The organism is Alloalcanivorax xenomutans, from assembly GCF_900217905.1.
GTDB lineage: Bacteria > Pseudomonadota > Gammaproteobacteria > Pseudomonadales > Alcanivoracaceae > Alloalcanivorax > Alloalcanivorax xenomutans.
Genome location: NZ_OBMO01000012.1, coordinates 110,154 through 134,470, shown reverse-complemented (window position 1 = coordinate 134,470; position 24,317 = coordinate 110,154). Strand labels below are relative to the sequence as shown.

At 61.3% G+C, this 24,317-nt stretch carries 21 protein-coding genes and 2 tRNA genes; 16 read left to right on the top strand and 7 right to left on the bottom strand.

What is annotated here, in order from left to right; genetic code table 11:
* The first annotated feature begins 92 nt into the window (after window positions 1-92).
* Together CRO06_RS11440 and CRO06_RS11435 are read left to right on the top strand one after the other, a co-directional pair.
* On the top strand, window positions 93-1,556 hold the full coding sequence (locus tag CRO06_RS11440; RefSeq protein ID WP_097058474.1) for an NAD-dependent succinate-semialdehyde dehydrogenase: 1,464 nt from the start codon (window positions 93-95) through the stop codon (window positions 1,554-1,556).
* Window positions 1,557-1,646: 90 nt separating this feature from the next.
* Window positions 1,647-2,351, top strand: a complete 705-nt coding sequence (locus CRO06_RS11435) for a TetR/AcrR family transcriptional regulator (RefSeq protein ID WP_097058473.1) — start codon at window positions 1,647-1,649, stop codon at window positions 2,349-2,351.
* 173 nt (window positions 2,352-2,524) lie between these two features.
* Here CRO06_RS11435 and CRO06_RS11430 read toward each other — a convergent pair whose 3' ends face one another.
* The 3 genes from CRO06_RS11430 to CRO06_RS11420 all read right to left on the bottom strand — a co-directional run bounded on the left by CRO06_RS11430 (window position 2,525) and on the right by CRO06_RS11420 (window position 7,491).
* On the bottom strand, window positions 2,525-4,450 hold the full coding sequence (locus tag CRO06_RS11430; protein WP_055099946.1) for a TRAP transporter permease: 1,926 nt from the start codon (window positions 4,448-4,450) through the stop codon (window positions 2,525-2,527).
* Window positions 4,451-4,531: 81 nt separating this feature from the next.
* The gene (locus CRO06_RS11425; protein ID WP_022994272.1) at window positions 4,532-5,728 is read right to left on the bottom strand and encodes a TAXI family TRAP transporter solute-binding subunit; all 1,197 of its coding nucleotides are present in this window, start codon (window positions 5,726-5,728) and stop codon (window positions 4,532-4,534) included.
* 683 nt (window positions 5,729-6,411) lie between these two features.
* Entirely contained in the window at window positions 6,412-7,491 is a 1,080-nt protein-coding gene (locus CRO06_RS11420; protein ID WP_022994271.1) for a phosphotransferase family protein, read from the bottom strand.
* 318 nt (window positions 7,492-7,809) lie between these two features.
* On the opposite strand from CRO06_RS11420, the gene CRO06_RS11415 reads away from it, so the two are divergent.
* The 9 genes from CRO06_RS11415 to CRO06_RS11375 all read left to right on the top strand — a co-directional run bounded on the left by CRO06_RS11415 (window position 7,810) and on the right by CRO06_RS11375 (window position 16,577).
* Window positions 7,810-9,609, top strand: a complete 1,800-nt coding sequence (locus tag CRO06_RS11415) for a class I adenylate-forming enzyme family protein (protein WP_097058472.1) — start codon at window positions 7,810-7,812, stop codon at window positions 9,607-9,609.
* A 1-nt stretch (window position 9,610) separates the two neighbouring features.
* Window positions 9,611-10,387 carry an enoyl-CoA hydratase-related protein gene (locus tag CRO06_RS11410; protein ID WP_022994269.1) on the top strand — a complete coding sequence of 259 codons (777 nt, stop codon included), beginning with the start codon at window positions 9,611-9,613 and terminating at the stop codon, window positions 10,385-10,387.
* A 21-nt stretch (window positions 10,388-10,408) separates the two neighbouring features.
* Window positions 10,409-11,659: an acyl-CoA dehydrogenase family protein gene (locus CRO06_RS11405; RefSeq protein ID WP_022994268.1), complete on the top strand. Its 1,251-nt coding sequence runs from the start codon at window positions 10,409-10,411 to the stop codon at window positions 11,657-11,659.
* A 4-nt stretch (window positions 11,660-11,663) separates the two neighbouring features.
* On the top strand, window positions 11,664-12,443 hold the full coding sequence (locus tag CRO06_RS11400) for an SDR family NAD(P)-dependent oxidoreductase (RefSeq protein WP_097058471.1): 780 nt from the start codon (window positions 11,664-11,666) through the stop codon (window positions 12,441-12,443).
* A 59-nt stretch (window positions 12,444-12,502) separates the two neighbouring features.
* A complete protein-coding gene (locus CRO06_RS11395; RefSeq protein WP_097058470.1) occupies window positions 12,503-13,273 on the top strand; it encodes an SDR family NAD(P)-dependent oxidoreductase in 771 nt (256 codons plus the stop codon).
* A gap of 216 nt (window positions 13,274-13,489) precedes the next feature.
* A complete protein-coding gene (locus tag CRO06_RS11390; RefSeq protein ID WP_022994263.1) occupies window positions 13,490-13,819 on the top strand; it encodes an HvfA family oxazolone/thioamide-modified RiPP metallophore in 330 nt (109 codons plus the stop codon).
* A 30-nt stretch (window positions 13,820-13,849) separates the two neighbouring features.
* Window positions 13,850-14,713, top strand: a complete 864-nt coding sequence (locus CRO06_RS11385; RefSeq protein ID WP_097058469.1) for an HvfB family MNIO-type RiPP peptide maturase — start codon at window positions 13,850-13,852, stop codon at window positions 14,711-14,713.
* Window positions 14,710-15,468, top strand: a complete 759-nt coding sequence (locus CRO06_RS11380) for an HvfC family RiPP maturation protein (RefSeq protein ID WP_097058468.1) — start codon at window positions 14,710-14,712, stop codon at window positions 15,466-15,468. The genes CRO06_RS11385 and CRO06_RS11380 overlap by 4 nt, the downstream gene beginning before the upstream one ends.
* A gap of 110 nt (window positions 15,469-15,578) precedes the next feature.
* On the top strand, window positions 15,579-16,577 hold the full coding sequence (locus CRO06_RS11375; protein WP_244902815.1) for an MlaA family lipoprotein: 999 nt from the start codon (window positions 15,579-15,581) through the stop codon (window positions 16,575-16,577).
* A gap of 13 nt (window positions 16,578-16,590) precedes the next feature.
* Here CRO06_RS11375 and CRO06_RS11370 read toward each other — a convergent pair whose 3' ends face one another.
* From CRO06_RS11370 to dusA, 3 genes are all read right to left on the bottom strand, one after another.
* Window positions 16,591-17,028, bottom strand: coding sequence for a tellurite resistance TerB family protein (locus tag CRO06_RS11370; protein WP_026949223.1), 438 nt, complete (start codon window positions 17,026-17,028; stop codon window positions 16,591-16,593).
* Entirely contained in the window at window positions 17,025-17,981 is a 957-nt protein-coding gene (locus tag CRO06_RS11365) for a transaldolase family protein (RefSeq protein ID WP_022994258.1), read from the bottom strand. The genes CRO06_RS11370 and CRO06_RS11365 overlap by 4 nt, the downstream gene beginning before the upstream one ends.
* A 108-nt stretch (window positions 17,982-18,089) precedes the next feature.
* Window positions 18,090-19,079 carry a tRNA dihydrouridine(20/20a) synthase DusA gene (gene dusA, locus CRO06_RS11360; protein WP_097058467.1) on the bottom strand — a complete coding sequence of 330 codons (990 nt, stop codon included), beginning with the start codon at window positions 19,077-19,079 and terminating at the stop codon, window positions 18,090-18,092.
* Window positions 19,080-19,466: 387 nt separating this feature from the next.
* Between dusA and CRO06_RS11355 the strand changes: the two genes are divergently transcribed.
* Both CRO06_RS11355 and CRO06_RS11350 read left to right on the top strand, forming a co-directional pair.
* Window positions 19,467-20,945, top strand: coding sequence for a SulP family inorganic anion transporter (locus tag CRO06_RS11355; protein ID WP_097058466.1), 1,479 nt, complete (start codon window positions 19,467-19,469; stop codon window positions 20,943-20,945).
* Between the two features lie 10 nt (window positions 20,946-20,955).
* Window positions 20,956-21,810, top strand: a complete 855-nt coding sequence (locus CRO06_RS11350; protein ID WP_026949226.1) for a universal stress protein — start codon at window positions 20,956-20,958, stop codon at window positions 21,808-21,810.
* A 53-nt stretch (window positions 21,811-21,863) separates the two neighbouring features.
* Here CRO06_RS11350 and CRO06_RS11345 read toward each other — a convergent pair whose 3' ends face one another.
* The gene (locus CRO06_RS11345) at window positions 21,864-22,280 is read right to left on the bottom strand and encodes a DUF4399 domain-containing protein (protein WP_055099953.1); all 417 of its coding nucleotides are present in this window, start codon (window positions 22,278-22,280) and stop codon (window positions 21,864-21,866) included.
* Between the two features lie 216 nt (window positions 22,281-22,496).
* On the opposite strand from CRO06_RS11345, the gene gltX reads away from it, so the two are divergent.
* The 3 genes from gltX to CRO06_RS11330 all read left to right on the top strand — a co-directional run bounded on the left by gltX (window position 22,497) and on the right by CRO06_RS11330 (window position 24,281).
* A complete protein-coding gene (gltX, locus tag CRO06_RS11340) occupies window positions 22,497-23,987 on the top strand; it encodes a glutamate--tRNA ligase (RefSeq protein ID WP_055099954.1) in 1,491 nt (496 codons plus the stop codon).
* A 137-nt stretch (window positions 23,988-24,124) separates the two neighbouring features.
* Window positions 24,125-24,200: transfer RNA gene (locus tag CRO06_RS11335), tRNA-Ala, on the top strand.
* A 5-nt stretch (window positions 24,201-24,205) separates the two neighbouring features.
* A tRNA-Glu gene (locus CRO06_RS11330) sits at window positions 24,206-24,281 on the top strand.
* Window positions 24,282-24,317 lie beyond the last annotated feature (36 nt).

Here is a 24,317-nt window from a genome sequence, read left to right as displayed (position 1 = left end):
GCAAGTTGACGGGAAGGGACATCGTCCGTGAAGACGATTTTGCTTACCCCGCTTCAGGTCGGCTTGACCAACCCTTACTTACGGAGACGGCTATGTCCGCGGAACTTCAGGACTCGACTTTGCTGCGTTACCAGTCACTGATCGATGGTGTCTGGTGCGACGCGCGCTCCGGCCTTACTTTCGAGGTCAGGAATCCGGCCAGTGGCGAGGTGCTGGCTCAGGTGCCGGATATGGGGGCCGTTGATGCCCGTGCCGCGGTGGAAGTGGCGGCCGTCGCCTTCAAGGACTGGCGCCGCCGTTCGGCCCGGGAACGCATGCTGATTCTGCGCCGCTGGTACCAGGAGATCGTTGATAATGCCGACGACCTGGCTTTGCTGCTTACCCTGGAGCAGGGCAAACCATTGGCGGAAGCCCGGGCGGAGGTGCTTTCCGGCGCCAATTTCGTCGATTGGTTCGCGGCGGAAGCGATGCGGGTGATGGGGGACATTCTGTCGCCGGCGGACAACAGCCGCCGTGAGTGGTCAACGCGCCACCCTGTCGGTGTGGTGGCGGCGATTACCCCATGGAATTTCCCGTCCTCCATGGTTACCCGCAAAGTGGCGCCGGCTCTCGCGGCTGGCTGTACCGTGGTGCTCAAGCCCGCCGAGGACACGCCGCTGTCGGCATTGGCCTTGGCCACGCTGGCGGAGCGGGCCGGGGTGCCGGCGGGCGTTTTCAATGTGGTTACCGCTGCCCATGGCGCGGAAGTGGGCGGAGAGCTGACTTCCAATCCGCAGGTGCGCAAGCTGTCGTTTACCGGCTCCACCGCGGTGGGCAAATTGCTGATGGCCCAGTGCGCGGCCACGGTGAAGAAAGTGAGCCTGGAACTGGGCGGCAACGCGCCGTTCCTGGTATTTGAAGACGCGGATCTGGACGAGGCGGTGCGTGGCGCCATCGCCATCAAATTCTATAACACTGGTCAGACCTGCATCTGCGCCAATCGCATCATGGTGCACGAGCGCGTCTACGATGCTTTCCTGGAACGGCTTGCCCGGGCGGTGGGAACCCTGGCGTTGGGCGAGGGGACCAGGGAGGGCGTGACCCAGGGGCCACTGATCAACCCGGCGGCGTTTGAAAAAGTTTCGGCTTTGGTGGACGACGCGGTTTCATCGGGCGCCACGGTGGTGACCGGCGGTGGTGGTGATGCCGGTCTGGGAGGAACCTTCTATCAGTTGACCGTGCTGGGTGACGTGACTCCGGCAATGAAGGTGTTCAATACCGAAATCTTCGGCCCGGTGGCACCTGTATATCGGTTCAGTGACGAAGAGGAGGTGATCCGGCTCGCCAACGAAACCCCTTATGGCCTGGCGGCTTATGCCTACACCCGGGATCTGGGGCGGATTTTCCGGCTTAATGAGCAGCTCGAATACGGCATGGTCGGCGTGAACACGCCGCGTTTCGTGTCAGAGACGGTTCCCTTCGGTGGCGTCAAGGAATCGGGTATTGGCCGTGAAGGCTCGGTGTATGGCATCGATGAATTCCTGGAAATCCGTTACTTGTGTCTGGCCGGGTTGTAGAGGCGTGGCGGCTTGCCCGACACTGTTTCTTCCGCCTCCCGGGGCGCTGTGCTAACCTCGAAAAACCCTCATTTCTTTTGGAGAAAACGCTTGTCAGCGGATAAAAAACGGGGCGCGAAGCAGACCTCGAACGGCGAGCAGTTGGCGGAAGCCGTGGTTGATGGCGTTCAGGATACGACACTGATTGAGACGCGCCGCAATCAGATTTGCGATGCCGCTCTGGAGCTGTTTCTGGAGAAGGGATTCGCCTCCACCACGATTCGCGATATTTGTGCCCGCTCCGGTGTCAATCAGGCCAGTATTTACGATTACATCGCCAATAAAAACGACATTCTGCGGCGGTTGCTGAACAAGCTGTGGTTCCGTCCGGATGTGCCGACCCTGGCCGAACGTCTGGATCATGGCGGCGACACGCCGTTCGCGGACACGGTGGCGGACTATCTGCACGACACCTGGACCAAGAAGCGCCGGGGGACTCTGCTGATCTACCGTTCGGTGCCGTACCTGCAGGAAGATGACCGGCGTGCCATGCGCGCTCGTGACCGGGCGGTAATTGAAGGGCTGGCGGCGCGTCTGCGGCAACGGGCGCGATTGTCCGAGGGGGATCCCCGCGCGGAAGTGCTGGCGAACCTGATTATTTTTCTCGGTGCTTTCGCGCCCATGCGGGATTGGCTCAACAAGGATGTGGATGACGAGGTCATCCTGCGTACGGTGTCCGCGGGGGTGGCGGCCATGCTGGACCAGTTGGCGCGGGAGAATCCGGCGGGCAATCCGTCTGGCAAGGACAGCGCCTGACGCTGACACCAATCAACGCAGCACCGCTTGCAGCGGCCCGCCGCCCGGACAAGCTCCCACAGCGGCTTCGTAGCATGATCTGTGGGAGCCGGCCTGCTGGCGAATGGCGTGCGTGGCTCCTTCCGTGCCCGCGGCAAGAACGCCGCGGGCGCTTTGGTTCTGGCTGTGGTGAATTACGCGGTCTGGGCCTGTCGACGATTATCGTTCCAGACCAGCGCGGCCAGCGCCGCCGAGGCGAGCCCACCGATAATGGTGGTCATCAGTCCTGGGAAGCTGAAAGCGAAACCCGCCGCGATCAACGGAAAGCGCAACCAGGGACGCACCCGGCCCGCACCCAGCAGATAGCCTTCCAGGCCCCCCGAGATCAGCATGATGCCGACGATAATCGAAGGTAGCACGTAGATCAGCGGCGTCAGATCGCCCTGCAGGACCAGTGCCGGTTGAAACAGGAAGAACAGGGGCACGAAGTAGATCACCACGCCCAGGCGCATGGCGGTGAAGGAGGTCTGCATCGGTTTGCCGCCGGCGATGGTGGCGGCAAGGAACGCGGCGGCACCCACCGGCGGTGTGATCACCGACAGCATGGCGTAGTAGACGATGAAGAAGTGCACCGCGATGGTGTTGAGGCCGCCAACGTCGATGATCGCCGGCGCCAGCGTCACCGCCAGGAAGATATAGGCAACGATGGCCAGGCCAGCCATGCCCATGACGAAGCAGGCCAGAACACCAAAGAAAATAATCAGAAAAATATTGCCGCCACCGAGACTGACCAGGCCCGAGGTGAGAGCGCCGGTGACGCCGGTGATGGTGAGCGCGCTGACCACGAAGGCGATCGGTAGAATGATGGCGGCGGTTTGCGTCACCAGGATGCCGATCTGCCTCAGGGTTTCATACAGCCGTCTGGGTGTCATGCGGGTCTCCTTCTGCAGGAAGGAGAGCGCCACCATGAGTACGCAGGCGTACCAGGGCGCATAATATTCCCAGCGCATGTAGAGCAGGCCCCAGATCAGAAACACCAATACCGAAATAAACGGCCAGCCCCGTTTCAGCACTTCCCGGGCTGACGGTAATTGCTCGCGGGGTACGCCTTTCAGACCGGTCCGGGCGGCGTAGGCGTCCACCTGTAACAGCAAGCCGAAATAGAACAGCAGGGAAGGAATGATCGCCGCCACCATGACGGTGGCGTAGTCCACGCCGATGGTAATCGCCATGACGAAGGCGATGGCTCCCATGACCGGAGGCATGAGCACGCCGCCAGTGGAAGCACAGGCTTCAATGGCGCCGGCATAGTGGGCGGGATAGCCGACCTTTTTCATGGTCGGGATGGTGATCGATCCGGTACCGGCGATGTTGGAGAAGATGGAGCCGGAGAGGCTGCCAAAGAAGGCGCTGGCGACCACGGACACCTTGGCCGGTCCGCCACGGTAACGGCCAAAACCCGCGTTGGCCAGATCGATAAAGAAAGCGCCGCCACCGGTGGCGATAAGCACGCCAGCGAACACCAGAAAGCCAAGAATGATTTCCGCCACGATCTTGGTGGTGATGCCCATCATGCCTTCGGCACGGAAGATGTGGGCCTCGATCATGCGATCAAAATCGTAGGGAATGCCCATCAGCAGACCGGGAAGCCGGTCGGCGATCAATGGATACAAGCCCAGCAATACCACCACCAGAAGGAATGGCAGGCCGCCACTGCGCCGGGCCACTTCCAACATCAACAACCACATTACCGTGCCCATCGGTATGTGATTCCAGCCGGACTGCACCATGTCCCAGGCATGGGTGGAAAAGAACACACTGATACCCAGTGCCACGGCGGCGGCGATCAGATCGTAGAACGGGACCTTGTTTTGCCCGCGCCGGGCGGGCAGGGCAATGAAGGCGGCGGCGACGAACAGGCCTATGAACAGCCAGTAATACTGGCCTTCCAACAGGCGCTCGCCATTCCAGGTGATACCAAAGATGTACACCAGGCCGATGGCCAGGCCACCGACGACAAGCAGTACGAACAACAGACTTTGCCAGGAATACAAATCACCGAGGCGCGTGGCCTCGGAGGGCGGAGTGGCGTCTTCCGGCGGGGAAGTGGTCTGATTCATGAGGTTCGGCTCGCGTAAGGAGATGGACGGAAATGGCCGGTTCGGCGCCGGGCGAAGGATCGCCGCGACGCCGGGGCGCCATTACAGGCGGGAACGGAAGCCTTCGAGGCCCTGGGTGTGTTTGTCCAGGATGTCGAGGAAAGCCTGGTTCTGGAAGTCGGCTTTCACACCGGCCTTGGCGGCTTCTTCCATCGCCGCCTGGCGTGCCTTGACCCACTGATCCATTTTGGTTTTGGCGGCCTCGTTCCAGGCGTCGTCCTGTTCGGTCCAGGCGCCAATTTCACGCAGGTATTTCACCGTGCCTTCATGTATTGGCAAGGGGGTGCGGTCCAGATAGGCGCGGAACTGCTCCAGCGACATACGCGCGGCCATGGGATGAGAGCCCTTATAAGCGTCGTAGGATTCATGGAACCATTTGGCCATGTGGTAGGCGAAGTCCTCATCCGCGTCCGCCGGTACCGAGTAGACGAAGTTGGAGGTGGCACCGTCCACGCCACGGGCGGTGGAGACCCCCAGTTCGATCTTGGTGGGGATCAGCATGGGGCGATGTTGCAGATAACCGTCCCAGCCTTCCTGGTTGTCCTGGTTCAAGGGCAGCCAGCGGATACCACCGGGCGCACCTTCCATCTCCGACAACACGGAACTGACCGGGGCGCAGTACGCCACATCCGCTTTGCCTTCCACGACGGAACGGCAGTTTTCCGCGTAGCTGCTGGCTGGCACGTATTTAATGGTCTTTTCCGCTTCCTCCTCGGAGAGGCCGATGAAAGCGGGCAGGGCACCGGTCACGGCGGCGATCATCGGCGGTGAAAACATCCCTTTGGCCACGCGATAGCCGCCTTTCTTGAGATCCTGCAGGGATTTCAGTTCAGAGTCACCGGCGACCACATAACCCCAGGGGGTATCGTTGTGGTGCCAGAGAACCCGTTGCGGTACCGGTTTGGTAGTCGCATAGCCGCCAATGCCTTCGATCTGAAAACGCATTTCGGCGGCGGACACGGAACTGATGGCGATATCCCGCCGGTCGGTGAGCCGTCGATAACGCATGGACTCGTTATCTTCCGGTACGGCGCGAACCACGGTGCCGGTTTGCTTTTGCAGAATCGGGGTCCAACCATTGGTGGAGGCGAAGCTGGCGGAAGACGTGCCCGCCGTGCCGATCACCAGCAGCCGGGGCCATTCGAAATCGCTGCCTTCGGCGGCGAAAGCCGCGCCGGATATCAGTAAAGCGGTGGACAGGGCAGGGGCGAGCACCCTGCTCAGGGTACGCTGTTTCATCGGTGACTCCTTATTGTTCTCTAATGGTTCACTTTTTAATGATCGAGTGCATTTTATTGAGCTATTTGTATATGGCGCCCGGCGGTTTGTGAGAGCTCTCCCGAGATGGCCGTCGCCGGTTGTTTGCCGGGGCTGTGTGCTCCTATGAATACCTTGTTTTAAAAGGGCTTTTTTACGCGGGCCCGGATTCGGGCTGTCCGCCTGACGTATGTCAGGTTAAACCGCCGATAATCGAAATTTCAAGCGATAAAAGCCCTGTTTTATTAAAAACCTACTAAAAAGAAGGTCGACTTTGTTTACCTGTTTTAAAAAATCGCCGGGAGCGATTTTTGACGTCGCGGTAGCGACGGCCCGAAGGGTGACTGCCATGGACGGTGGTCACAAAAAATCGCCGGGAGCGATTTTTGACGTCGCGGCAGCGACGACCCGAAGGGTGACACGCTTTTTTAAACCACCGGCCATCCCGGGGCCTGACTTGGGATCTCCCTGTGGAGGGCTGTAGGCTTTCCGGAGAAGAAGGCGGCGGGAGACAGGGAGATGAAGATATAGCGGGAGATGCCGGATAAAGTCCGGCATGACGTGGTTGCTCTGACTTCATCTCCCCAAGGCCGGTAGCGGGCCTTGGGGGTGGCGTGGTGCGTGCCAGCGAGTTGGCACGCGGAGCGTGATGGTCGGTTACTGAATCAGCCGAGTGAGCGTGCTATCCGGGCGCCGACTTCCGCCACCCGGCGGGCCCGGGCGCCATCCCGGACCGGATCGGCGCTGGCGCTGCTGACATTGCCCTGGGCGGCGCGGGCCGCCACCCCTTGAATAATGGCGGCGCTACGGAAGCAGGAAAACGCCATGAAAATCGGCCATTCCGGAATGCCGTCCCGCCCGGTGCGTTCGCAATAGCGGTCCAGCAATTGTTGTTCCGGCGGCAGACCGGCTTCAAGCAGATCCCGGGCATCCGGCTCGCTGCCTGAGGTGTGGTAGGGCATGCACAGATAGGCGAGGTCCGCCAACGGGTGGCCCAGTGTGGACAATTCCCAGTCCAGCACCGCGATCACGCGAGGCTCTTCAGGGTGCAGGATCATGTTTCCGAGCCGGAAATCGCCGTGCACGATGGCGGTCTCGTTGCTCACATCGGTATGTTCCAGCAGCCAGTCCCGCAGCCAGTCCATCTGTGAATAGTCGAAGTCCGCTGGCAGCGCTTCCTTGGCGCCTTCGTACTGTCCCGCCCAGCGCGCGGTCTGACGTTTGAGATACCCTTCCGGCCGTCCGAAACGCTCAAGGCCGGCGGCCTTCCAGTCCACGCTATGCAGCTGCGCCAGAGTGTCGATCAGGGCATGAGCAATGGCCGGGCGCTCTTCCCGGGCCACCGGGTCCATGGAGGGCGGTGGAATGATACGGCCTTCCACGAACTCCATGACGAAGAACTCGGCGCCGATTACTTCCGGATCCTCGCAGTAGGCCAGCATGCGCGGCACCGGCACCCCGGTATCGGCCAGCGCATGCATGACCGCGTGCTCGCGATCCACCGCGTGGGCCTTGGGCAGCAGTTTGCCGGGGGGCTTCTTGCGCAATACGTAGCGTTTGCCGCTGGCGCTGGTGATCAGGTAAGTCGGGTTGGACATGCCGCCCTGGAATTGCTCGACAGTCAGGCCCTGGGCGGCCTCCGGCAAGGCGTCGCGCAGCCAGTTTGCCAGCGCTTCGGCGTCGATGCGGTGGGCGGGCAGGGGCGCGACCAGCTGCGGGCCCGCGGTGGTGGCGTTGTTATTCATATCCCTTTCCTTCCAATAGGGAGCCTTTGAATCGATAAGGCATCGAACGGCGATCGGGATTGAACGCCTGTGTCTCGATACCAAACGGCACCGTGCCGCCGGTCCGGCAATCACGGCTGACGTTTGTCAGGATGAGATACTAGAAACGGACGGCGCCCGGGTCAATGCATTCGGATGATTCTTCGGCCGGGTACAAGGGTCGCGCTTGACATCACCTTCGCATCCGCCGTAGCGTTTCCCTGACAAACGTCAGCCCGCGACCTTCGGGCCGCGGGATGCGGAAGGGCCCCTCCGGGAGAGCAGAGAGAGAACAACAAAATGTCAGGATGGGACAATAACCAGACCGTCGCCCAGGGGGCCCCGGGTACCGATACGCCGGCGCTGACTCTGGAGCAGGCGGTGGACCATATCACCAGCACGGACCCACGTTTCGCCGTTACCGAAGCGGACATTCGCGGACAACGGTATCCGGTTTTCGCCAACGCGCCGGCGCACTTGCGCGAGGTGCTGCAATCGGTGGAGACGGTTTATGGCGACCGCGATGTGCTGGTCTATGGCGACGAACGCTGGGACTACCCGCGTCTGGTCAACGAGGTCAATCGGCTCGCCAGGGCCCTCAGTGAGCTTGGTGTGCGGCCCGGTGATCGAGTGGCGTTGGCCATGCGCAACTATCCGGAATTTCCATTGTTGCTATTGGCGATCACCGCCGTTGGCGCGGTGGTGGTGCCGATGAACGCCTGGTGGTCCGGTGAGGAGCTGGCGTTCGCGCTGGAGGATTGTGGCGCCCGGGTGGTGTTCGCCGACCACGACCGTTACCAGCGTATCGAGCCGTTCTCGAAACGCTTGGGGCTGTCGCTGTTCGCGGTTCGTGATGTGGAGGGTGAACACAACTATTCGGATCTGTTGGCGCGGGTACCGGAGGCGTCCTGGCCGACGGTGTCGATCGATACCGACGATGATTTCGCGGTGTTGTATTCGTCAGGTTCCACCGGCCGTCCCAAAGGAGTGGTGCTGACTCATCGGGGACTGGTGTCGGCGGTCTATTCATTGATCATGCTGCGGTTACTGCCGGCGTTGATGGATCCGGAGCAGCCGGTGCCGACGCGGCCGCCCTGTTCCCTGGTGGTGACGCCGCTGTTCCATGTCACCGCTCTGAATTCGAATCTGATTCAGGGGCTGGCCGCCGGTGCCACCCTGAACCTGATGTACAAATGGGATCCCGAGGAGGCGATTCGCATCATCAACGCCGAGCAGGTGACCCGTTTCGTCGGCGTGCCGACCCAGTCCGCGGAATTGATGGAGGCCGCCCGGCGTCTGAATCAACCGTTGCCGTCGCTGGAATTCATCGGTGGTGGTGGCGCCAAACGTCCGGCCGCCCAGGTGGGACGTTTGGCCAGTGCTTTTCCCGCGGCCAGCATTGCTTCCGGCTGGGGCATGACCGAGACCAACGCGCTCGGCATCATTATTTCCGGTGACCCCTATGTGGAGAACCCGGAAGCGGCCGGCCGCCTGACGCCGCCGTTGCAGGAGATGCGCATCGTCGATGAGCAGGATCGGCCGCTGCCGCCGGGCGAGGTGGGTGAGTTGCTGGTACGCAGCGCCGCCAACATGCGTTGTTATCTGAATCAGCCGGAAGCCACCGCCGCGGCCATGCGTGATGGCTGGCTGTACACCGGTGACATGGCCCGCGCCAATGAAGACGGGCTGGTCTATATCGTCGACCGCAAAAAAGACATCATCATTCGCGGCGGTGAGAATATCGCCTGCCTGGAAGTGGAAGACGCCTTGTATCAGCACCCCGAGGTCGCCGAAGCCTGCGTGTTCTCGGTACCGGACGAGCGCCTGGGCGAGATCGTCGGCGCCATGGTGGTATTGAAACAGGAGGGCTCGGTGGACGAGGCGGAATTGAAAGCCTGCGTCGCCGAACACCTTGCCCATTTCAAGGTGCCGGAACGGTTCTGGTGGCAGAGCGGTCCGTTGGCCCGTGGCGCCACCGACAAGATCGACCGGCGCGCGATTCGCGCCGCCTGCCTGTCCATGCAGGATAGCGGCCACTCCGATACCGATAAGTCTGATACCAACAAAAGTACGGCGGCGACCGCCGCTCAAGGAAACTGACATGGCTTATGAATTTGTCAAAACCGAACGCCGGGGCCCGATTCTGATCGTCACCATGAACCGGCCGGAAGTGTATAACGCCGTGCACGCGCCCATGCACAATGAGATGTCCCGAGTATGGGACGACTTCGCCGCCGACGATGATTTGTGGGTGGCGGTACTCACCGGGGCCGGCGACAAGGCGTTTTCCGCCGGTAACGATCTCAAGTACACCGCCCAGGGCGGCAAGGGCACGCCACCGCCCACGGGGTTCGCCGGCCTGTCGACGCGCTTCGATCTGGAAAAACCGCTGATCGCCGCGGTGAACGGGTTTGCCATGGGCGGAGGATTCGAAACCGCCTTGTGCTGTGACATTCTGCTTGCCGCCGACACCGCTCGCTTCGCTTTGCCGGAAGTCAAGGTCGGTTTGTTCGCCGCCGCCGGCGGTGTACAGCGCCTGAGTCGGCAGATCGGCCGTAAACAGGCGGTGGAGATGATGCTGTCCGGCCGTCAGGCGAGCGCCGCCGAGGGCAAGGAGCTGGGCTTCGTCAATGCGGTCTATCCGCAAAATGAACTGATGGACGCGGCCCTGGCCAAGGCCGAGGAAATCTGTGCCGTATCGCCGTCATCGGTGAAGGCGACCAAACGGGTTCTCAATCATCTGGATGAACTGGAACGTCTGCGGGAAAGTCTGGCGTACAGTCGCGAGGTGATCGAGGATTTGCGCCATACCGAGGACTTCAAGGAAGGCGTCAACGCCTTCGTGGAAAAGCGCCCGCCGCAGTGGAAGAACCGCTGAATTACATCGAGGAGTAAAACCATGGGTAACGATACCAATCTGAACAATCTCGCCATGTCCGAAGAGGCGCAGCCGCTGCTGGACGCGGTGAAAAAACATATTCGTGAGAATGTTGATCCGATCACCGAGGAATACCACCGTCTCGGCGAAGGCCGCGCCGAGCGTTTCAGCTATGCGCCGGGGCAGCTGGAGTTGCTGGAAGAAGCGAAAAGCAAGGCCAAGGCCAATGGTCTGTGGAACTTCTTCCTGCCGAACGCGGAAACCGGGGAAGGCCTGTCCAACCTGGATTACGCCTACATTGCTTTCGAACTGGGCAAAAACCCGCTGGCGTCCCAGACTTTGAACTGTTCCGCCCCGGATACCGGCAACATGGAAGTGCTCGAGCGCGTGGGCACTCCGGAGCAAAAAGAAAAATGGCTCAAGCCGTTGCTCAATGGCGAGATTCGCTCCTGTTTCGGCATGACCGAACCGAAAGTGGCGTCTTCCGATGCCCGCAACATCGAAACCAGTGCGGTGCTGGACGGTGATGAGTGGGTCATCAACGGCGAGAAATACTACATTTCCGGCGCCGGCGATCCACGCTGCAAGATCATGATCTGTATGGTCAAAACCAGCCCCGACGCGCCGACGTTCCGTCAGCAGTCGCAGATCCTGGTGCCCATGGACACCCCCGGGGTGAACATTGTCGGCCCGATGTGCGTGTTCGGCCATGACCACGCGCCGCACGGCCATATGCACATCAAACTGGAAAACGTGCGGGTGCCGAAGGAAAACATCCTGTGGGGCGAAGGCCGTGGCTTTGAGATCTCCCAGGTCCGTCTCGGCCCGGGCCGGATCCACCACTGCATGCGCTCCATCGGTTCGGCGGAGAAGGCCCTGGATCTGATGATGGAACGTGGCCTGAACCGCGAGGCGTTCGGCAAGAAGATCATCGATCTGGGCAAGAACATGGAAACCATTTCCCGCGCCCGCATCGAAATCGAGGCAATGCGCATGATGGTGCTCAAGGCGGCCAAGGCAATGGACGTGATGGGTAACAAGGAAGCGCGTATCTGGGTATCCATGGCCAAGGCGATGGTGCCGGAGAAATGCTGCCAGATCATCGATCAGGCCATGCAGATCCATGGTGCCACCGGTATCAGCCAATGGTCTCCGCTGTCCGAAATGTATATGCAGCAGCGCACTCTGCGTTTCGCCGATGGCCCGGATGAAGTGCATCACAACGTCATCGCCCGTAACGAGGTTACCCGCTACAACCAATCCGGGGGTTGATGCCATGGTCGATACCTCACTGTTCGACCTGAGCGGCAAGGTGGCGCTGATGACCGGCGCCTCCAAGGGCATGGGCAAGGCGATGGCGCAAGCCCTCGCTGCCCACGGTGCCACCGTGGTGATCTCCGCGCGCAAGCAGGAGACTCTCGACCAGGCCGCCGCTGATATCAATCAGGCGGTGGGCGCGGAACGGGTGCACGCGGTGGCGGCCAACGCCGGCCGCAAGGAAGAACTGGAAGCGCTGGTGGAGAAAACCCACCAGCTTGCCGGGCCGGTGGACATTCTGGTCGGCAATGCCGGGGTCAATATTTTCTACGGCAAGATTTCCGAGATTCCCGACGACGCCTACGAAAAAACCATGAAAACCAACGTGCAGGCCAACCTCTGGCTGGCGCGTCTGGTGGCACCGGACATGGTCGCCAAGGGCAGCGGTTCGATGATGTTCACCGCCAGCGTCGGCGCCTACAAACCTTCCGATACGCTGGGTTTGTACGGCACCTCGAAACTGGCGCTGATCGGCCTGGTGCGTAACCTGGCGCTGGAATATGGACCGCAAGGTATTCGCGCCAACGCCATTTGTCCGGGCCTGGTGCGCACCGATTTCGCCAAGGCGCTGTGGGACAACCCGGAAGCGGAAGCCCGCGCCAATTCGCAAATTCCTCTGCGCCGTTTGGGTGAGCCGGAGGATTTCAGTGGTCTGTCGGTGTTCCTCGCCTCCGATGCCAGCCGTTATATGACGGGGCAGGCGTTGACCGTCTGTGGCGGTACGCATATGTGGGCCTGAGGGTGAGTGGACCCGATTCCGGTCGGGTCCTTTCCAGATAACAAACAGCGAGCAAAGGCATGGAAATTAAAGACCGGATAGTCGTGGTCACCGGCGCCGCCGGTGGTATCGGCCGCGCGCTGGCGGAGTGTTTCGCCGAGGCCGGCGCCAAGCGTGTCATCTGCGCCGACTTGGACGGCGAAGGCGCCCAGGCCACCGCCGACGCCATCGGCGGTATCGGCCGGCGGGTCAATGTCGCCGAGGAAAGTGAGATCCAGGCATTGATCGACGAGGTGGAAGCCAACGAAGGGCCGATCGATCTGTTCTGCTCCAACGCTGGCATCTCCACCCGTGGCGGGCCGGAAGTGAGCAACGACGTATGGCAGAGAATCTGGGACATCAATGTCATGGCCCACGTCTACGCGGCGCGGCACCTGGTGCCGAGAATGACCGCCCGTGGCGGCGGCTATTTGCTAAACACCGCTTCCGCCGCCGGGCTGCTGTCCCAGGTGGGATCCGCTCCCTACGCGGTGACCAAACACGCCGCCGTGGGGCTGGCCGAATGGCTGGCGCTGACCTATGGCGATGACGGCATCAAGGTATCGGTGCTGTGCCCGCAGGCGGTGCGCACCGCCATGACCAAGGGCAAGGAAGATGGCGTCGCCAGTATCAATGGCATGATGGAGCCGGAACCGGTGGCGCGGGCTTGCCTGAAAGCGATCCAGGAGGAGACCTTCCTGGTTCTGCCGCACCCGGAAGTGCTGGAATACATGCGCAACAAAACCGCGGACTATGACCGCTGGATCGGTGGTATGCGCAAGCTGAACCGACGTTATAATAATCCGGTTTAAGACCACCGGTGTCCTGCATTCGCTGGCAAGCCAGCTTCCCACAGCGACTCCGCGAGTCCCTCCGTGGGAAGCTGACTTGCCGGCGATGTCTCTTTTTTGATATCCCTCTGTAACGTTTACTCCCGCCGTGCATCACTATAGTGTCGAAATCATGAACCGGACCATTCCGGGTCCCGGTGGTGTTTCGACCCCATCAGCGAATCAGGAGAAGATGACATGGCTAAAACCAATAAACTCAATCCTTTGGCGGCCACCGTTGGCGCTGCCTTTGTCGCATCGGCGATGTCCCTGCCGGTGACCGCGCAGGCGGTTGAAAATCCCTTCGCCGCCTCCGATCTCGGAGCCGGCTATCAACTTGCTGACAATCACGGAGAGAAAGGCGCTGAAGGGCGTTGCGGCGGTAAAAAAGCCGAGGGCAGCTGTGGCGGCAAGAAAGCGGAAGGCAGCTGTGGCGGTGACAAGAAAGCCGAAGGCAAGTGTGGCGAGGACAAGGAAAAAGGCGCCGAAGGTAAGTGTGGCGAAGGCAAGTGCGGCGGCGCCGCCTGATCTCCAACCCCTGCCTGACTGAGTGCCGTGATGAAAGCCCTTACTCCGGTCGAAGGGACCGGTCTGGGATTACGGCGGGCCCTGATGGGCCCGCTTTCCCAATGCGAGACCGTGCCGTTCCAGTTCATGGAGGTGGCGCCGGAAAACTGGATCCCCATGGGCGGTCGCCTGGGCCGGGAATTCCGTCGTTTCACCGAACGCTTCCCGTTCGTCTGCCACGGTCTGAGCCTGTCCCTGGGTGGACCCCATCCGCTGGATTTCGAGCTGCTGGCCGCAGTCAAACGGTTTCTCGATGAACATCAAATCCGCTGTTATACCGAACATTTGAGCTACTGCAGTGACGGCGGCCATCTTTATGATCTGATGCCGATACCGTTTACCGGTGAGGCGGTGCGTTACGTCGCCGATCGTATCCGGCGGGTGCAGGACTTTCTTGAACGCCCCATTGGTATTGAACACGTCAGTTATTACACGCCACCCGGCGGTCCCGCGGAGATGACCGAGCTGGAGTTCATTCGCGCGGTGCTCGAGGAGGCCGATTGCGGTCTGTTGCTGGACGTCAACAACGCCTATGTGAACGGCATCAACCACGGTTACGACCCGTACAGCTTCATTGATGGCCTGCCCGGCGAGCGGATCTGCTATGTGCATATCGCCGGTCACTACGACGAGGCCGAGGATCTCAAGGTGGATACCCACGGCAGCGCCGTGATCGAGCCGGTGTGGTCATTGCTGGAACACGCTTATCGACGCTTTGGGGTGCTGCCGACGTTGCTGGAGCGGGATTTCAACTTTCCCGACAACGATACCCTGTTCGCGGAGTTGAGCCGTATCGGCGATACCCAGCGGCAGGTGGAAGATCAGGCCCGGAAGCCGGACAGGAGCTCCGCATGAGCGAGCCGGATTTTGTTGCCGTGCAGCGGCGTTTTGCCGCCCATCTGCGCGACCCGGACCGGCACGCGGCACCGGAGGGGTTGGAGGATCGCCGGCTGGCGGTATACCGCGATCTCTTTTTCAATAATGTGCAGGGCATCCTGAGCCAGGGCTTTCCGGTCCTGCACGGCGTCTTGCCGGAAGACCGCTGGCGGGCTCTGGTGCGCGCTTTTTTTCATGGCCACCGCAGCCATTCTCCCTATTTTCTGCAAATCCCCGGCGAATTCGTTGCTTTCCTGGCCGGGGAGTATCAGCCCGATCCCCAGGACCCGCCTTATCTGGCGGAACTGGCCCATTACGAGTGGATGGAGGTGGTCCTCGATACCGCCACCGAGGAGATTCCCCAGCGGGGCTATGATCCCGATGGCGATCTGCTCGCCGGGGTGCCGGTGCTCAATCCTTTGCATGTACTGCAGGGATATCGCTTCCCGGTCCACCGGATTGGTCCGGATTATCGTCCTGACCGGCCCCTGGCGGAACCGGTGTGGCTGCTTATTCACCGGGATCGGGACGATCGGGTCCGCTTCACCGAACTGAACCCCGCCACCGCCCGCATGCTGCAATTGATTGAGGCCAGCCCTGAAGAGCAGGGCGAGGCTGTGTTGACAAGACTGGCGGAAGAGTTGAACTTTGCCGACCAGAGTGCGCTGCATGGTTTCGCCGTTGAGTTGTTGGAGCAACTGCGCGGCAAGGACGTGATCCTGGGAGCACGCTGAATCGGGCTCCTGGCCGATGTGACTTCCCGGTGAAGGGGCTGTGATCAGATCCTGGGAGTGATAGCACGGACGTGCCTATAATGCGCTCACCAACGAACAGAGGATTGCTTGTGCGTAAATGGATTCTGCTGGCTTTCGCTGGCCTGGTGGTTGGGTGTGCGCAGACGCCCCGGGATGACAGCGAAGCCCGGGCGCCGTTGGCGCCGCCGGAGGCGGTGAGTACCGCTGATGCCGAACAAGGCGCCGTGGAAAACACCGTTGATGACGCTCCGGACGCCTTGCCCGCCAATGCCACCGCTGTTGATGGCGGGGACGATTGGGGGGAAAGCCCTCCGGCCGAGGATGATGGCTGGGGCGACGGCGGCGATGACTGGGCCGCCTCCGGTTCCGGTGACCTGGATGATCCCTTTGCCGGCCCTGCCATGGACTGGGAGGAGATCGATCCCTGGGAGGGCTTCAACCGCAAAATGTTCGGCTTCAATGAGTTCGTGGATCGTTACGCGCTGAAGCCGGCGGCCAAGGGCTATCGATTCATTACTCCGCAATGGCTGGACGATACCTTCACGCGTTTTTTCGCCAACCTGCAGGATTTCCGCAGCGGCTTGAACAATGTGCTCCAGTGGCGCTGGGGACAGGCGCGGGATAATTTCGGCCGCTTCTCGGTGAATACCACGCTGGGGCTGGCCGGCCTGTTCGACGTGGCGTCGGAGCTGGACATTCCGAAACACAAGACCGATCTGGGCTTGACGCTGGCGCGTTGGGGCGTGGACTCCGGTCCTTATCTGGTATTGCCGCTGTTCGGCCCGTCCACGGTCCGGGACGCCGCCACTATCTGGCCGGAAGACTATATGCGGCTGTCTCACTATTTGCTGGAAGACACCACGGACCGTCTCATCTTCAGCGCGGTTTACGCGGTGGATCTACGCGCCGATCTGCTTGACCTGGAGCGCAACATTATCGGCGACCGCTACACCTTCCTTCGCAATTTCTACATCACTCAGCGCATGAAGGGGGAAGGGCTGAGCCGGGTGCCGGGACCGGCGCCGAAGGCCGAAGGGCAAGCGGCGCCGGCGGAGGAACAGGGGACGGAATCAGAACCGCAATGGTGATCCGCGCGGGTCACTATTCGCCGGTGGCAGCGAGTTTGGCTCGAATGTAATCGCCGTGAGACACGTAGAGCAGGTCCGCCACGCGGCGGATCAAATGCTCTTCGTACACGTCCACCTTGCCATCGGCGGCGGCCACGGCCCACATGTCCTCGATCAGACGGGCCCGGGGTTCCGGGCCCCAATGCTCGCGCAACGGACTGGTGAATTCATACAGATCGGTGGCGCCTTCCACCCGCTCATGCAGCTCGGCGACAATCTCTTCCAGTTCGTCGCTGTCCAATTGCCAGCGTTGGCGCACCGCCTTGAACAGGCTTTGTTTTTCGCGATCATCAATGCGGCCGTCGGTGCGCGCCACTTCCAGCAGCAGGGCGGCGGCGGCCCGGTGCAAATCCAGTTCCGTGACCGGTTCCCGGGTGGTCTGGGGTTCGAACAGGCGGGCAATCCAATTCACGCGGCACGTTCCTCTTCGCTTAACAGAGTTTCCAGTGCGACCTGATCCGCGGCGAAGCGGCGGATGCCGTCACTGAGCAGGTCGTTGGCCATGGGGTCCTGATTCAGCGCCCAGCGGAAGCCCGCCTCGCTGATCGGTGTCCAGTCTTCGTCCGGTTCCACGTCGGCGGCGTCCAGGGCCTGGGTCAACGGGTTCTCGTCGGCGGCCAGGGTTTCCAGCAGGGCCGGGCTGATGGTGAGACGGTCACAGCCGGCCAGGGCGCGGATTTGATCGGCGTTGCGGAAGCTGGCGCCCATGACGATGGTTTCCAGTCCCCGAGCCTTGAGCGTGCGGAAAATGCCGCATACCGACTGCACGCCGGGATCGTCGTCGATGTGCTGGATGTCGAGGCCGCGTTTGACATGCCAGTCCTGGATCCGGCCGACGAACGGGGAGATCAGCGTGGTGCCGGCTTCGGCGGCGGCCAGGGCCTGGGCCAGGGAGAACACCAGGGTCAGATTGCAGCGGGTACCTTCCTCTTCGAGGATACGGGCAGCCTCGATGCCTTCCCAGGTGGCGGCGATTTTGATCAGGATGCGATCCGGGTCCACATCCAGTTCCCGGTACAGCGCCATCAGCCGCCGAGCCCGCTCCACCGTGGCGCGGGTGTCAAAGGACAGGCGGGCGTCGACCTCGGTGGAAACCAGCCCTGGAACGTGCTCCAGCACCGCTTGTCCGGCAAGACAGGCGTAGGCGTCACTGCACCAGGTCAGGTCGTGGCCACGGCCCATCTCCGTGGCCAGACTCCGGGCCTGGGTCAGCAGGGACTGATAGCGGCTGTCCCGCGCCGCCGCCAACAGCAAAGAGGGGTTGGTGGTGGCGTCACAGGGGGCCAGGGCGGCGATCATCTCCATATCGCCGGTGTCCGCCACCACGGTGGTCCATTGCTCCAGTTGCTGCCGCTGATTCGCCATGATCCGTCCCATTAACCAAAAACAAGTGAGTGAGGCTTAGAGCATAAGAACCCAGGAAGGTTCTTGCCAGTGGGAAAAGGGGGCGATGTCTGACGTCCGGCGTCCGACCTAACCCACCAGCGCCAGCGCTTCCTCGAACACCTTTGGGGTGGTATCCGCCTGGTGCATGTTCTCGCTCAGATGACGGCGGTAGGCGCGGGCTCCGGGCTGGCCCTGGAACAGGTTCAGGGCGTGGCGCAGCACGTGCTTGGGATGACAGCCTCCCGCGTAGCGCTGCTCCAGATAAGAGAGGAAGGCCCGTGCCACCTGATGACGATCCGGTTGGGGCGCGGGATCACCGAACACGGTGGCGTCCAGACCGGCCAGGCACCAGGGGTTGCCGTAGGCTTCCCGGCCTATCATCAGACCATCCACCTGATCCAGATGGTGCAGCACGGAAGGCAAATCGCGCAGGCCGCCGTTGAGAATGATCTCAAGATGTGGGAAGGCCTGCTTGATGGCATAGGCCCGTTCATAGATCAGCGGGGGAATTTCCCGGTTTTCCTTCGGCGACAGGCCGCTGAGGATGGCCTTGCGGGCGTGGATGGTCAGGCTGCGGCAGCCGGCGGCGTCCATGCGGGCGACGAAGCGTTGCAGGAACGGATAGTCGTCCTGATCATCGATACCAATGCGGGTCTTCACCGTGACCGGCACCGGGCTGACCCGGGCCATGGCCTCCACGCAGCGGGCCACCAGATCCGGCTCGGCCATCAGCACCGCGCCAATCTTGCCTTGCTGCACCCGGTCCGAGGGACAGCCCACGTTCAGATTGATCTCGTCGTAGCCGTAGTCGGCGCAGATCCGCGCGGCTTCCGCCAACTGGGCCGGATCGCTGCCGCCGAGCTGCACCGCCACCGGGTGCTCGGCGTCGTCAAAACCCAGCAGCCGCTCGCGGTCGCCATGGATCACCGCCTGGGCCACCACCATTTCCGTATACAGCAGCGTATGACGGCTGATCAGCCGTGCCAGATAACGGTAGTCGCGGGTGGTGTAGTCCATCATCGGCGCCACCGAAAGGCGCCGGTCGGGACCGGGGGCAAGGCGTTGGGATGTGGGCATGGGACGGTGGCAACGACTGCAGGGGGCGCATTATCGCACGGTGCCGGTGTGAGGCAAAACCGGATCCGAGGTGGGCATAACCGGCGCGGGCTGGTAGACTGCGCCGCCTTCCATGACGGGTAATGTCTGATTTTCATGTTGCATTCGTATTCCCCCGCCATCCTTGATGGCCTGACTCCGCCCTAGCGCGCGGATCTTCCGACACCCGGCAGGTGCTTCTCGCGCCGGCCCGACGGTGTTCATCCCCGGAACTTTCTGGTTCCCGCGGGACCGTTGTCCCGTATTCGCGATTTATCGCCTGTTTTTATGCCCAAATTGCTTCAGGCAATTTTTGTTGCCGCCTTTTGTGGTGTCTTTTTTTGCATACGTACATAGGGTTTTCCGTTAATGATTGCTTCCCTTAAAGCGCATTGGTTCAGCAATGTTCGCGCGGACGTGCTCGCCGGCATTGTCGTGGCACTGGCGCTGATCCCCGAGGCCATCGCCTTTTCCATCATCGCCGAGGTGGATCCCAAGGTGGGACTGTATGCCTCTTTCTGTATTGCCGTGGTCACCGCCTTCGCCGGTGGCCGGCCCGGCATGATTTCCGCCGCTACCGGCGCCATGGCGCTGGTGATGGTGACTCTGGTCAAGGAGCATGGCCTGCAGTATCTGCTGGCGGCGACGATTCTGGCCGGGGTGCTGCAAATCGTTGCCGGCTTTCTGAAGCTGGGACAATTGATGCGATTCGTGTCCCGGTCGGTGATCACCGGCTTCGTCAACGCCCTGGCGATCCTGATTTTCATGGCCCAGCTCAAGGAGCTGGTGGACGTGCCGTGGCTGGTCTATCCGTTGGTGATCGGCGGTCTGGGGATTATTTATCTGTTTCCGTTGTTGACCAAAGCGGTGCCTTCGCCCTTGATTTGCATCATCGGTCTTACCGTGTTGTGCGTGGCCATGGGCTGGAACGTCCCCACCGTGGGGGACAAGGGGGACCTGCCGGACAGCCTGCCGGTATTCCTGCTGCCGGACATCCCTTTGACCCTGGAAACCCTGAAGATCATTTTTCCGGTGTCCCTGACGCTGGCGATAGTGGGGCTGCTGGAGTCCATGATGACCGCCGCCATCATCGATGAACTGACCGACACCGAGAGCAATAAGAATCGCGAGTGCAAGGGGCAGGGCATTGCCAACATCGTCGCCGGTTTCTTCGGTGGCATGGCCGGCTGCGCGATGATCGGCCAATCCATGATCAATGTGAAATCCGGTGGCCGTACCCGCTTGTCCACGCTGGTGGCCGGTGTGGTGTTGCTGATCCTGGTGGTGTTTCTTGGCGATCACGTGTCGCGGATTCCGATGGCCGCGCTGGTGGCGGTGATGATCATGGTGTCCATCGGTACTTTCAGTTGGGAATCGCTGGTGAACCTGCGCCGCCATCCGCCCAGCAGCACCATCGTCATGCTGGCCACCGTGGTGGTCACCGTGCTCACTCATAACCTGGCCCTGGGGGTTGCCGTTGGCGTGGTGCTGAGCGCGCTGTTCTACGCCAATAAAGTCGGGCGGGTGTTTTATGTGCGTTCGGAACAGGACGCTCCCGGCGAACGTACCTACCATGTGGTGGGGCAGGTATTTTTCACCTCATCGGAACAGTTCCTGGATGCTTTCGATTTTCGTGAGGCACTGGAAAAAGTGGTCATCGATGTACATCGGGCCCATTTTTGGGATATCACCGCTATTGGCGCACTGGACAAGGCGATCATCAAATTCCGCCGCGAAGGCACCAATGTGGAACTGATCGGCCTTAATGAGGCCAGCGCCACTCTGGTGGACAAATACGCGGTACACGATAAGCCGGACGCCGTGGAGAAACTGATGGGTGGACATTGAGGAAAACAACATGAGCAAAGTCGTTGCCTGTATTGATGGGTCAGTGGCCGCCAGCGCGGTGTGCGATGCCGGGGTTTGGGCCAGTCGGCGCCTGGACGCGCCGCTGAAGCTGCTGCATGTGCTGGACCAGCAACGTTATCCGAGCACGCCCACGGACTTGAGCGGGTCCTTGAGCCTGGGCGCCCGTGAACATCTGATGGAAGAGTTGGCCGACCTGGACGCCCGCCGTAACCGGGTGGCCATGGAACAGGGAAAGTTGATGCTGGACGCGGCCAAGGCCCGGGCGATGGACAAAGGCATCGACGATCCGGAGTTGCAACAACGCCATGGCGACCTGTTGGAAAGCCTGCTGGCGCTTCAGGACGAGACCCGGCTGCTGGTGATCGGACGGCAGGGCACCGAACATCAGGGGGCGTCCGCCAAAGTGGGGGACAACGTGGAGCGGGTGGTCCGGGCGGTCTACCGGCCGATACTGGTAGTGCCCGAGACGTTCTCCGAGCCCGGGGTGATCATGCTGGCTTTCGATGGCAGTGATACTTGCCGCAAGGGGGTGGAAATGCTGGCCGCCAGTCCGCTGTTCCGTGGTCTGGACTGTCATCTGGTGACCGTCGATGATGGCCAGCATGCCCGTCACGAAGAGCTGGCCTGGGCCGGGGAGCGCTTGTCCGATGGCGGTCATCAGGTCTTCACCGCCATCCTGGAAGGTGAGGTGGAACCGGCGTTGCATCGTTATCAGCAGGAGCATGGTATCGAGCTGTTGGTGATGGGCGCTTACGGCCATTCCCGTATCCGGGAATTCCTGCTGGGCAGTACCACCAATGAAATGCTGCGAGAGGCGAGGGTGCCGCACCTGCTGTTGCGCTGACCCCGGAGAAAGGAAAACAGCGGCGAGGTGGAGTGCCCCGCCGCGGCAGCGGTTTACTTCACCGTGATGGTGATTTTCTCGCTGGTGATGGAAGGCTCGAACGGCACGTGGCGGGCATCGCCCATGATCAATTGCAGGGTATGTTCGCCCGGTGGCAGATCCAGAGTGGTTTCGGTCTGGCCGCCGCCGAAATGGCGCACGTTGTCATTACTGGGCAGAGGCTGATCCTCGTTCACCGCCTCCTTCAGATCCACCAGGAGGTGGTGGTGCCCGGTATTGTCCTGGGTGACGCCGGCGGGGGCCACGCCCATGCCTTTGAGACCGAATTTCACGGTGACCGGCCCGGAGACGGTGTCACCGTCCTGCGGCGTGATGAAATACACTTCGGCTTCGGGCGGCGCGGGAGTGCGCTCGATGGCGGTGGCGAACGGTGCCAGCACCAGCAGCGCGGCGGTCAGTAGTACTTTCATTTCAGGCCCTCCTTGATTACGGCGAAGAAAGTAACAGCGTCAAAGCCGGCCAGTATGGATTGAATATCAGACGGACCGGATACAAAAAGGTCCTCCTGTTGCCGTTTTTTGTCAAATGAGGAAGGCGCTGTTCGACCGGCCCGCGGCGGGCGAATAGCATGTCGGCGTGCCGGCAAATGCCGTATAATGCCGCCTTTTTCCGGCCGTGGAGTTGTCATGACCGTTCGTACCCGGGTAGCCCCGTCCCCCACCGGCGATCCCCATGTGGGCACCGCTTACATTGCCTTGTTCAATCGTTGTTTTGCCCGTCAGCACGGTGGTCAGTTCATTCTCAGGATCGAGGATACCGACCAGGTGCGCTCCACCGCGGAATCGGAGCAGGCGATCCTGGATTCCCTGCGCTGGTTGGGGCTGGATTGGGACGAAGGGCCGGACGTCGGTGGCCCTCACGCGCCTTACCGTCAAAGTGAGCGCGGCGATATCTACCGTCAGTACGCCGAGCAATTGGTTCAGGCCGGCCACGCCTTCAAGTGTTACCGCAGCGCCGAGGAACTGGACACGTTACGTGCCCGGATCAAGGAGAGCGGTGAAAACCGGGCGTTGAAACCCCGTGACCTTGAGCTGGATGAAGCCGAGCAGGCCCGCCGCGAAGCGGAAGGGGCGCCTTATGTGATCCGCATGCGGGTGCCGGAGGATGGCCGCTGCGCCATCGAGGACATGCTGCGCGGCACCGTGGAGCTGGATTGGGCCCTGGCCGACGCGCAGGTTCTGCTGAAATCCGATGGGCTGCCCACCTATCATCTGGCCAATGTGGTGGATGACCATCTGATGGGTATCACTCATGTGCTGCGTGGTGAGGAATGGCTGAACTCCGCGCCGAAACACAAGCTGCTGTATGAGTATTTCGGCTGGGACATGCCGGTGCTGTGTCACATGCCGCTGCTGCGTAATCCGGACAAATCCAAACTCAGCAAGCGCAAGAACCCCACCAGTATCAATTTCTATCGCCGCATGGGCTTCCTGCCGGAAGCGCTGGTGAACTACCTTGGTCGCATGGGCTGGTCCATGCCCGATGAACGTGAGCGTTTCTCTCTGAGCGAGATGGAAGCGGCTTTCGACATCAACCGCGTGTCCCTGGGCGGGCCGGTGTTCGATGTGGAAAAGCTGAGCTGGCTCAACGGCCAGTGGTTGCGGGACCTGTCCGATGAACAGTTTCTACAACAACTGATGGGCTGGGCTTTCAATCGGGACTACGTGATGCAGGTGCTGCCGCACATCAAGCAGCGGGTGGAAACGCTGAGCGACGTGGTGGACAAGGCCGGCTTCTGTTTCTCCGGGATGCTCACCATTAGTGAACAGGATTTCGAGCATAAGCAGTACAGCACCGAGGATATGAAGGAATGGCTGCAGTTCTTCCTCTGGTCCTGTGAGGCTCAGCGCAGTTGGAACCGGGATAATCTGTTCGCCGATGCCAAGGCCCTGGCGGATGCCCTGGATGTGAAAATCCGCGACTTCCTGTTCCCGGTGTTCGTGGCCATCGCCGGCACCAGCGCCAGTTTTTCGGTGGTGGACAGCATGGCATTGCTGGGCGCCGATATCAGCCGGGCGCGATTGCGTCACGCGGTGGAGGTGCTGGGCGGGGTTTCCAAGAAGCAAACCAAGAAGCTGGAGAAGGCCTACGCCTCCTTGATTCGCCGGGCTGATTAAGATTGCAGCAATTTGACCAAGGGATGAACAGACGGGGCAAAAACCGTGAAAAACCGCCGCTAAGTGCTTGACAGGATAGGGCCCCTGGGTAGAATACGCCGCACCACACGGGACGCACATACCGGTGGTCACAATCTGGGGCTATAGCTCAGCTGGGAGAGCGCTACAATGGCATTGTAGAGGTCGGCGGTTCGATCCCGCCTAGCTCCACCAAACACGTCCCCTTCGTCTAGTGGCCTAGGACACCGCCCTTTCACGGCGGTAACAGGGGTTCGACTCCCCTAGGGGACGCCACTACAAAAACCCTCGCTCATTGAGCGGGGGTTTTTG

Excerpts from the sequence above, each read along its gene's own strand:
- CRO06_RS11440 (WP_097058474.1), top strand. The coding sequence starts at position 93 with ATGTCCGCGGAACTTCAGGACTCGACTTTGCTGCGTTACCAGTCACTG.
- CRO06_RS11430 (WP_055099946.1), bottom strand. The coding sequence starts at position 4,450 with ATGAATCAGACCACTTCCCCGCCGGAAGACGCCACTCCGCCCTCCGAG.
- CRO06_RS11425 (WP_022994272.1), bottom strand. The coding sequence starts at position 5,728 with ATGAAACAGCGTACCCTGAGCAGGGTGCTCGCCCCTGCCCTGTCCACC.
- CRO06_RS11420 (WP_022994271.1), bottom strand. The coding sequence starts at position 7,491 with ATGAATAACAACGCCACCACCGCGGGCCCGCAGCTGGTCGCGCCCCTG.
- CRO06_RS11415 (WP_097058472.1), top strand. The coding sequence starts at position 7,810 with ATGTCAGGATGGGACAATAACCAGACCGTCGCCCAGGGGGCCCCGGGT.
- CRO06_RS11410 (WP_022994269.1), top strand. The coding sequence starts at position 9,611 with ATGGCTTATGAATTTGTCAAAACCGAACGCCGGGGCCCGATTCTGATC.
- CRO06_RS11405 (WP_022994268.1), top strand. The coding sequence starts at position 10,409 with ATGGGTAACGATACCAATCTGAACAATCTCGCCATGTCCGAAGAGGCG.
- CRO06_RS11400 (WP_097058471.1), top strand. The coding sequence starts at position 11,664 with ATGGTCGATACCTCACTGTTCGACCTGAGCGGCAAGGTGGCGCTGATG.
- CRO06_RS11395 (WP_097058470.1), top strand. The coding sequence starts at position 12,503 with ATGGAAATTAAAGACCGGATAGTCGTGGTCACCGGCGCCGCCGGTGGT.
- CRO06_RS11390 (WP_022994263.1), top strand. The coding sequence starts at position 13,490 with ATGGCTAAAACCAATAAACTCAATCCTTTGGCGGCCACCGTTGGCGCT.
- CRO06_RS11385 (WP_097058469.1), top strand. The coding sequence starts at position 13,850 with ATGAAAGCCCTTACTCCGGTCGAAGGGACCGGTCTGGGATTACGGCGG.
- CRO06_RS11380 (WP_097058468.1), top strand. The coding sequence starts at position 14,710 with ATGAGCGAGCCGGATTTTGTTGCCGTGCAGCGGCGTTTTGCCGCCCAT.
- CRO06_RS11365 (WP_022994258.1), bottom strand. The coding sequence starts at position 17,981 with ATGGCGAATCAGCGGCAGCAACTGGAGCAATGGACCACCGTGGTGGCG.
- dusA (WP_097058467.1), bottom strand. The coding sequence starts at position 19,079 with ATGCCCACATCCCAACGCCTTGCCCCCGGTCCCGACCGGCGCCTTTCG.
- CRO06_RS11355 (WP_097058466.1), top strand. The coding sequence starts at position 19,467 with ATGATTGCTTCCCTTAAAGCGCATTGGTTCAGCAATGTTCGCGCGGAC.
- CRO06_RS11350 (WP_026949226.1), top strand. The coding sequence starts at position 20,956 with ATGAGCAAAGTCGTTGCCTGTATTGATGGGTCAGTGGCCGCCAGCGCG.
- CRO06_RS11345 (WP_055099953.1), bottom strand. The coding sequence starts at position 22,280 with ATGAAAGTACTACTGACCGCCGCGCTGCTGGTGCTGGCACCGTTCGCC.
- gltX (WP_055099954.1), top strand. The coding sequence starts at position 22,497 with ATGACCGTTCGTACCCGGGTAGCCCCGTCCCCCACCGGCGATCCCCAT.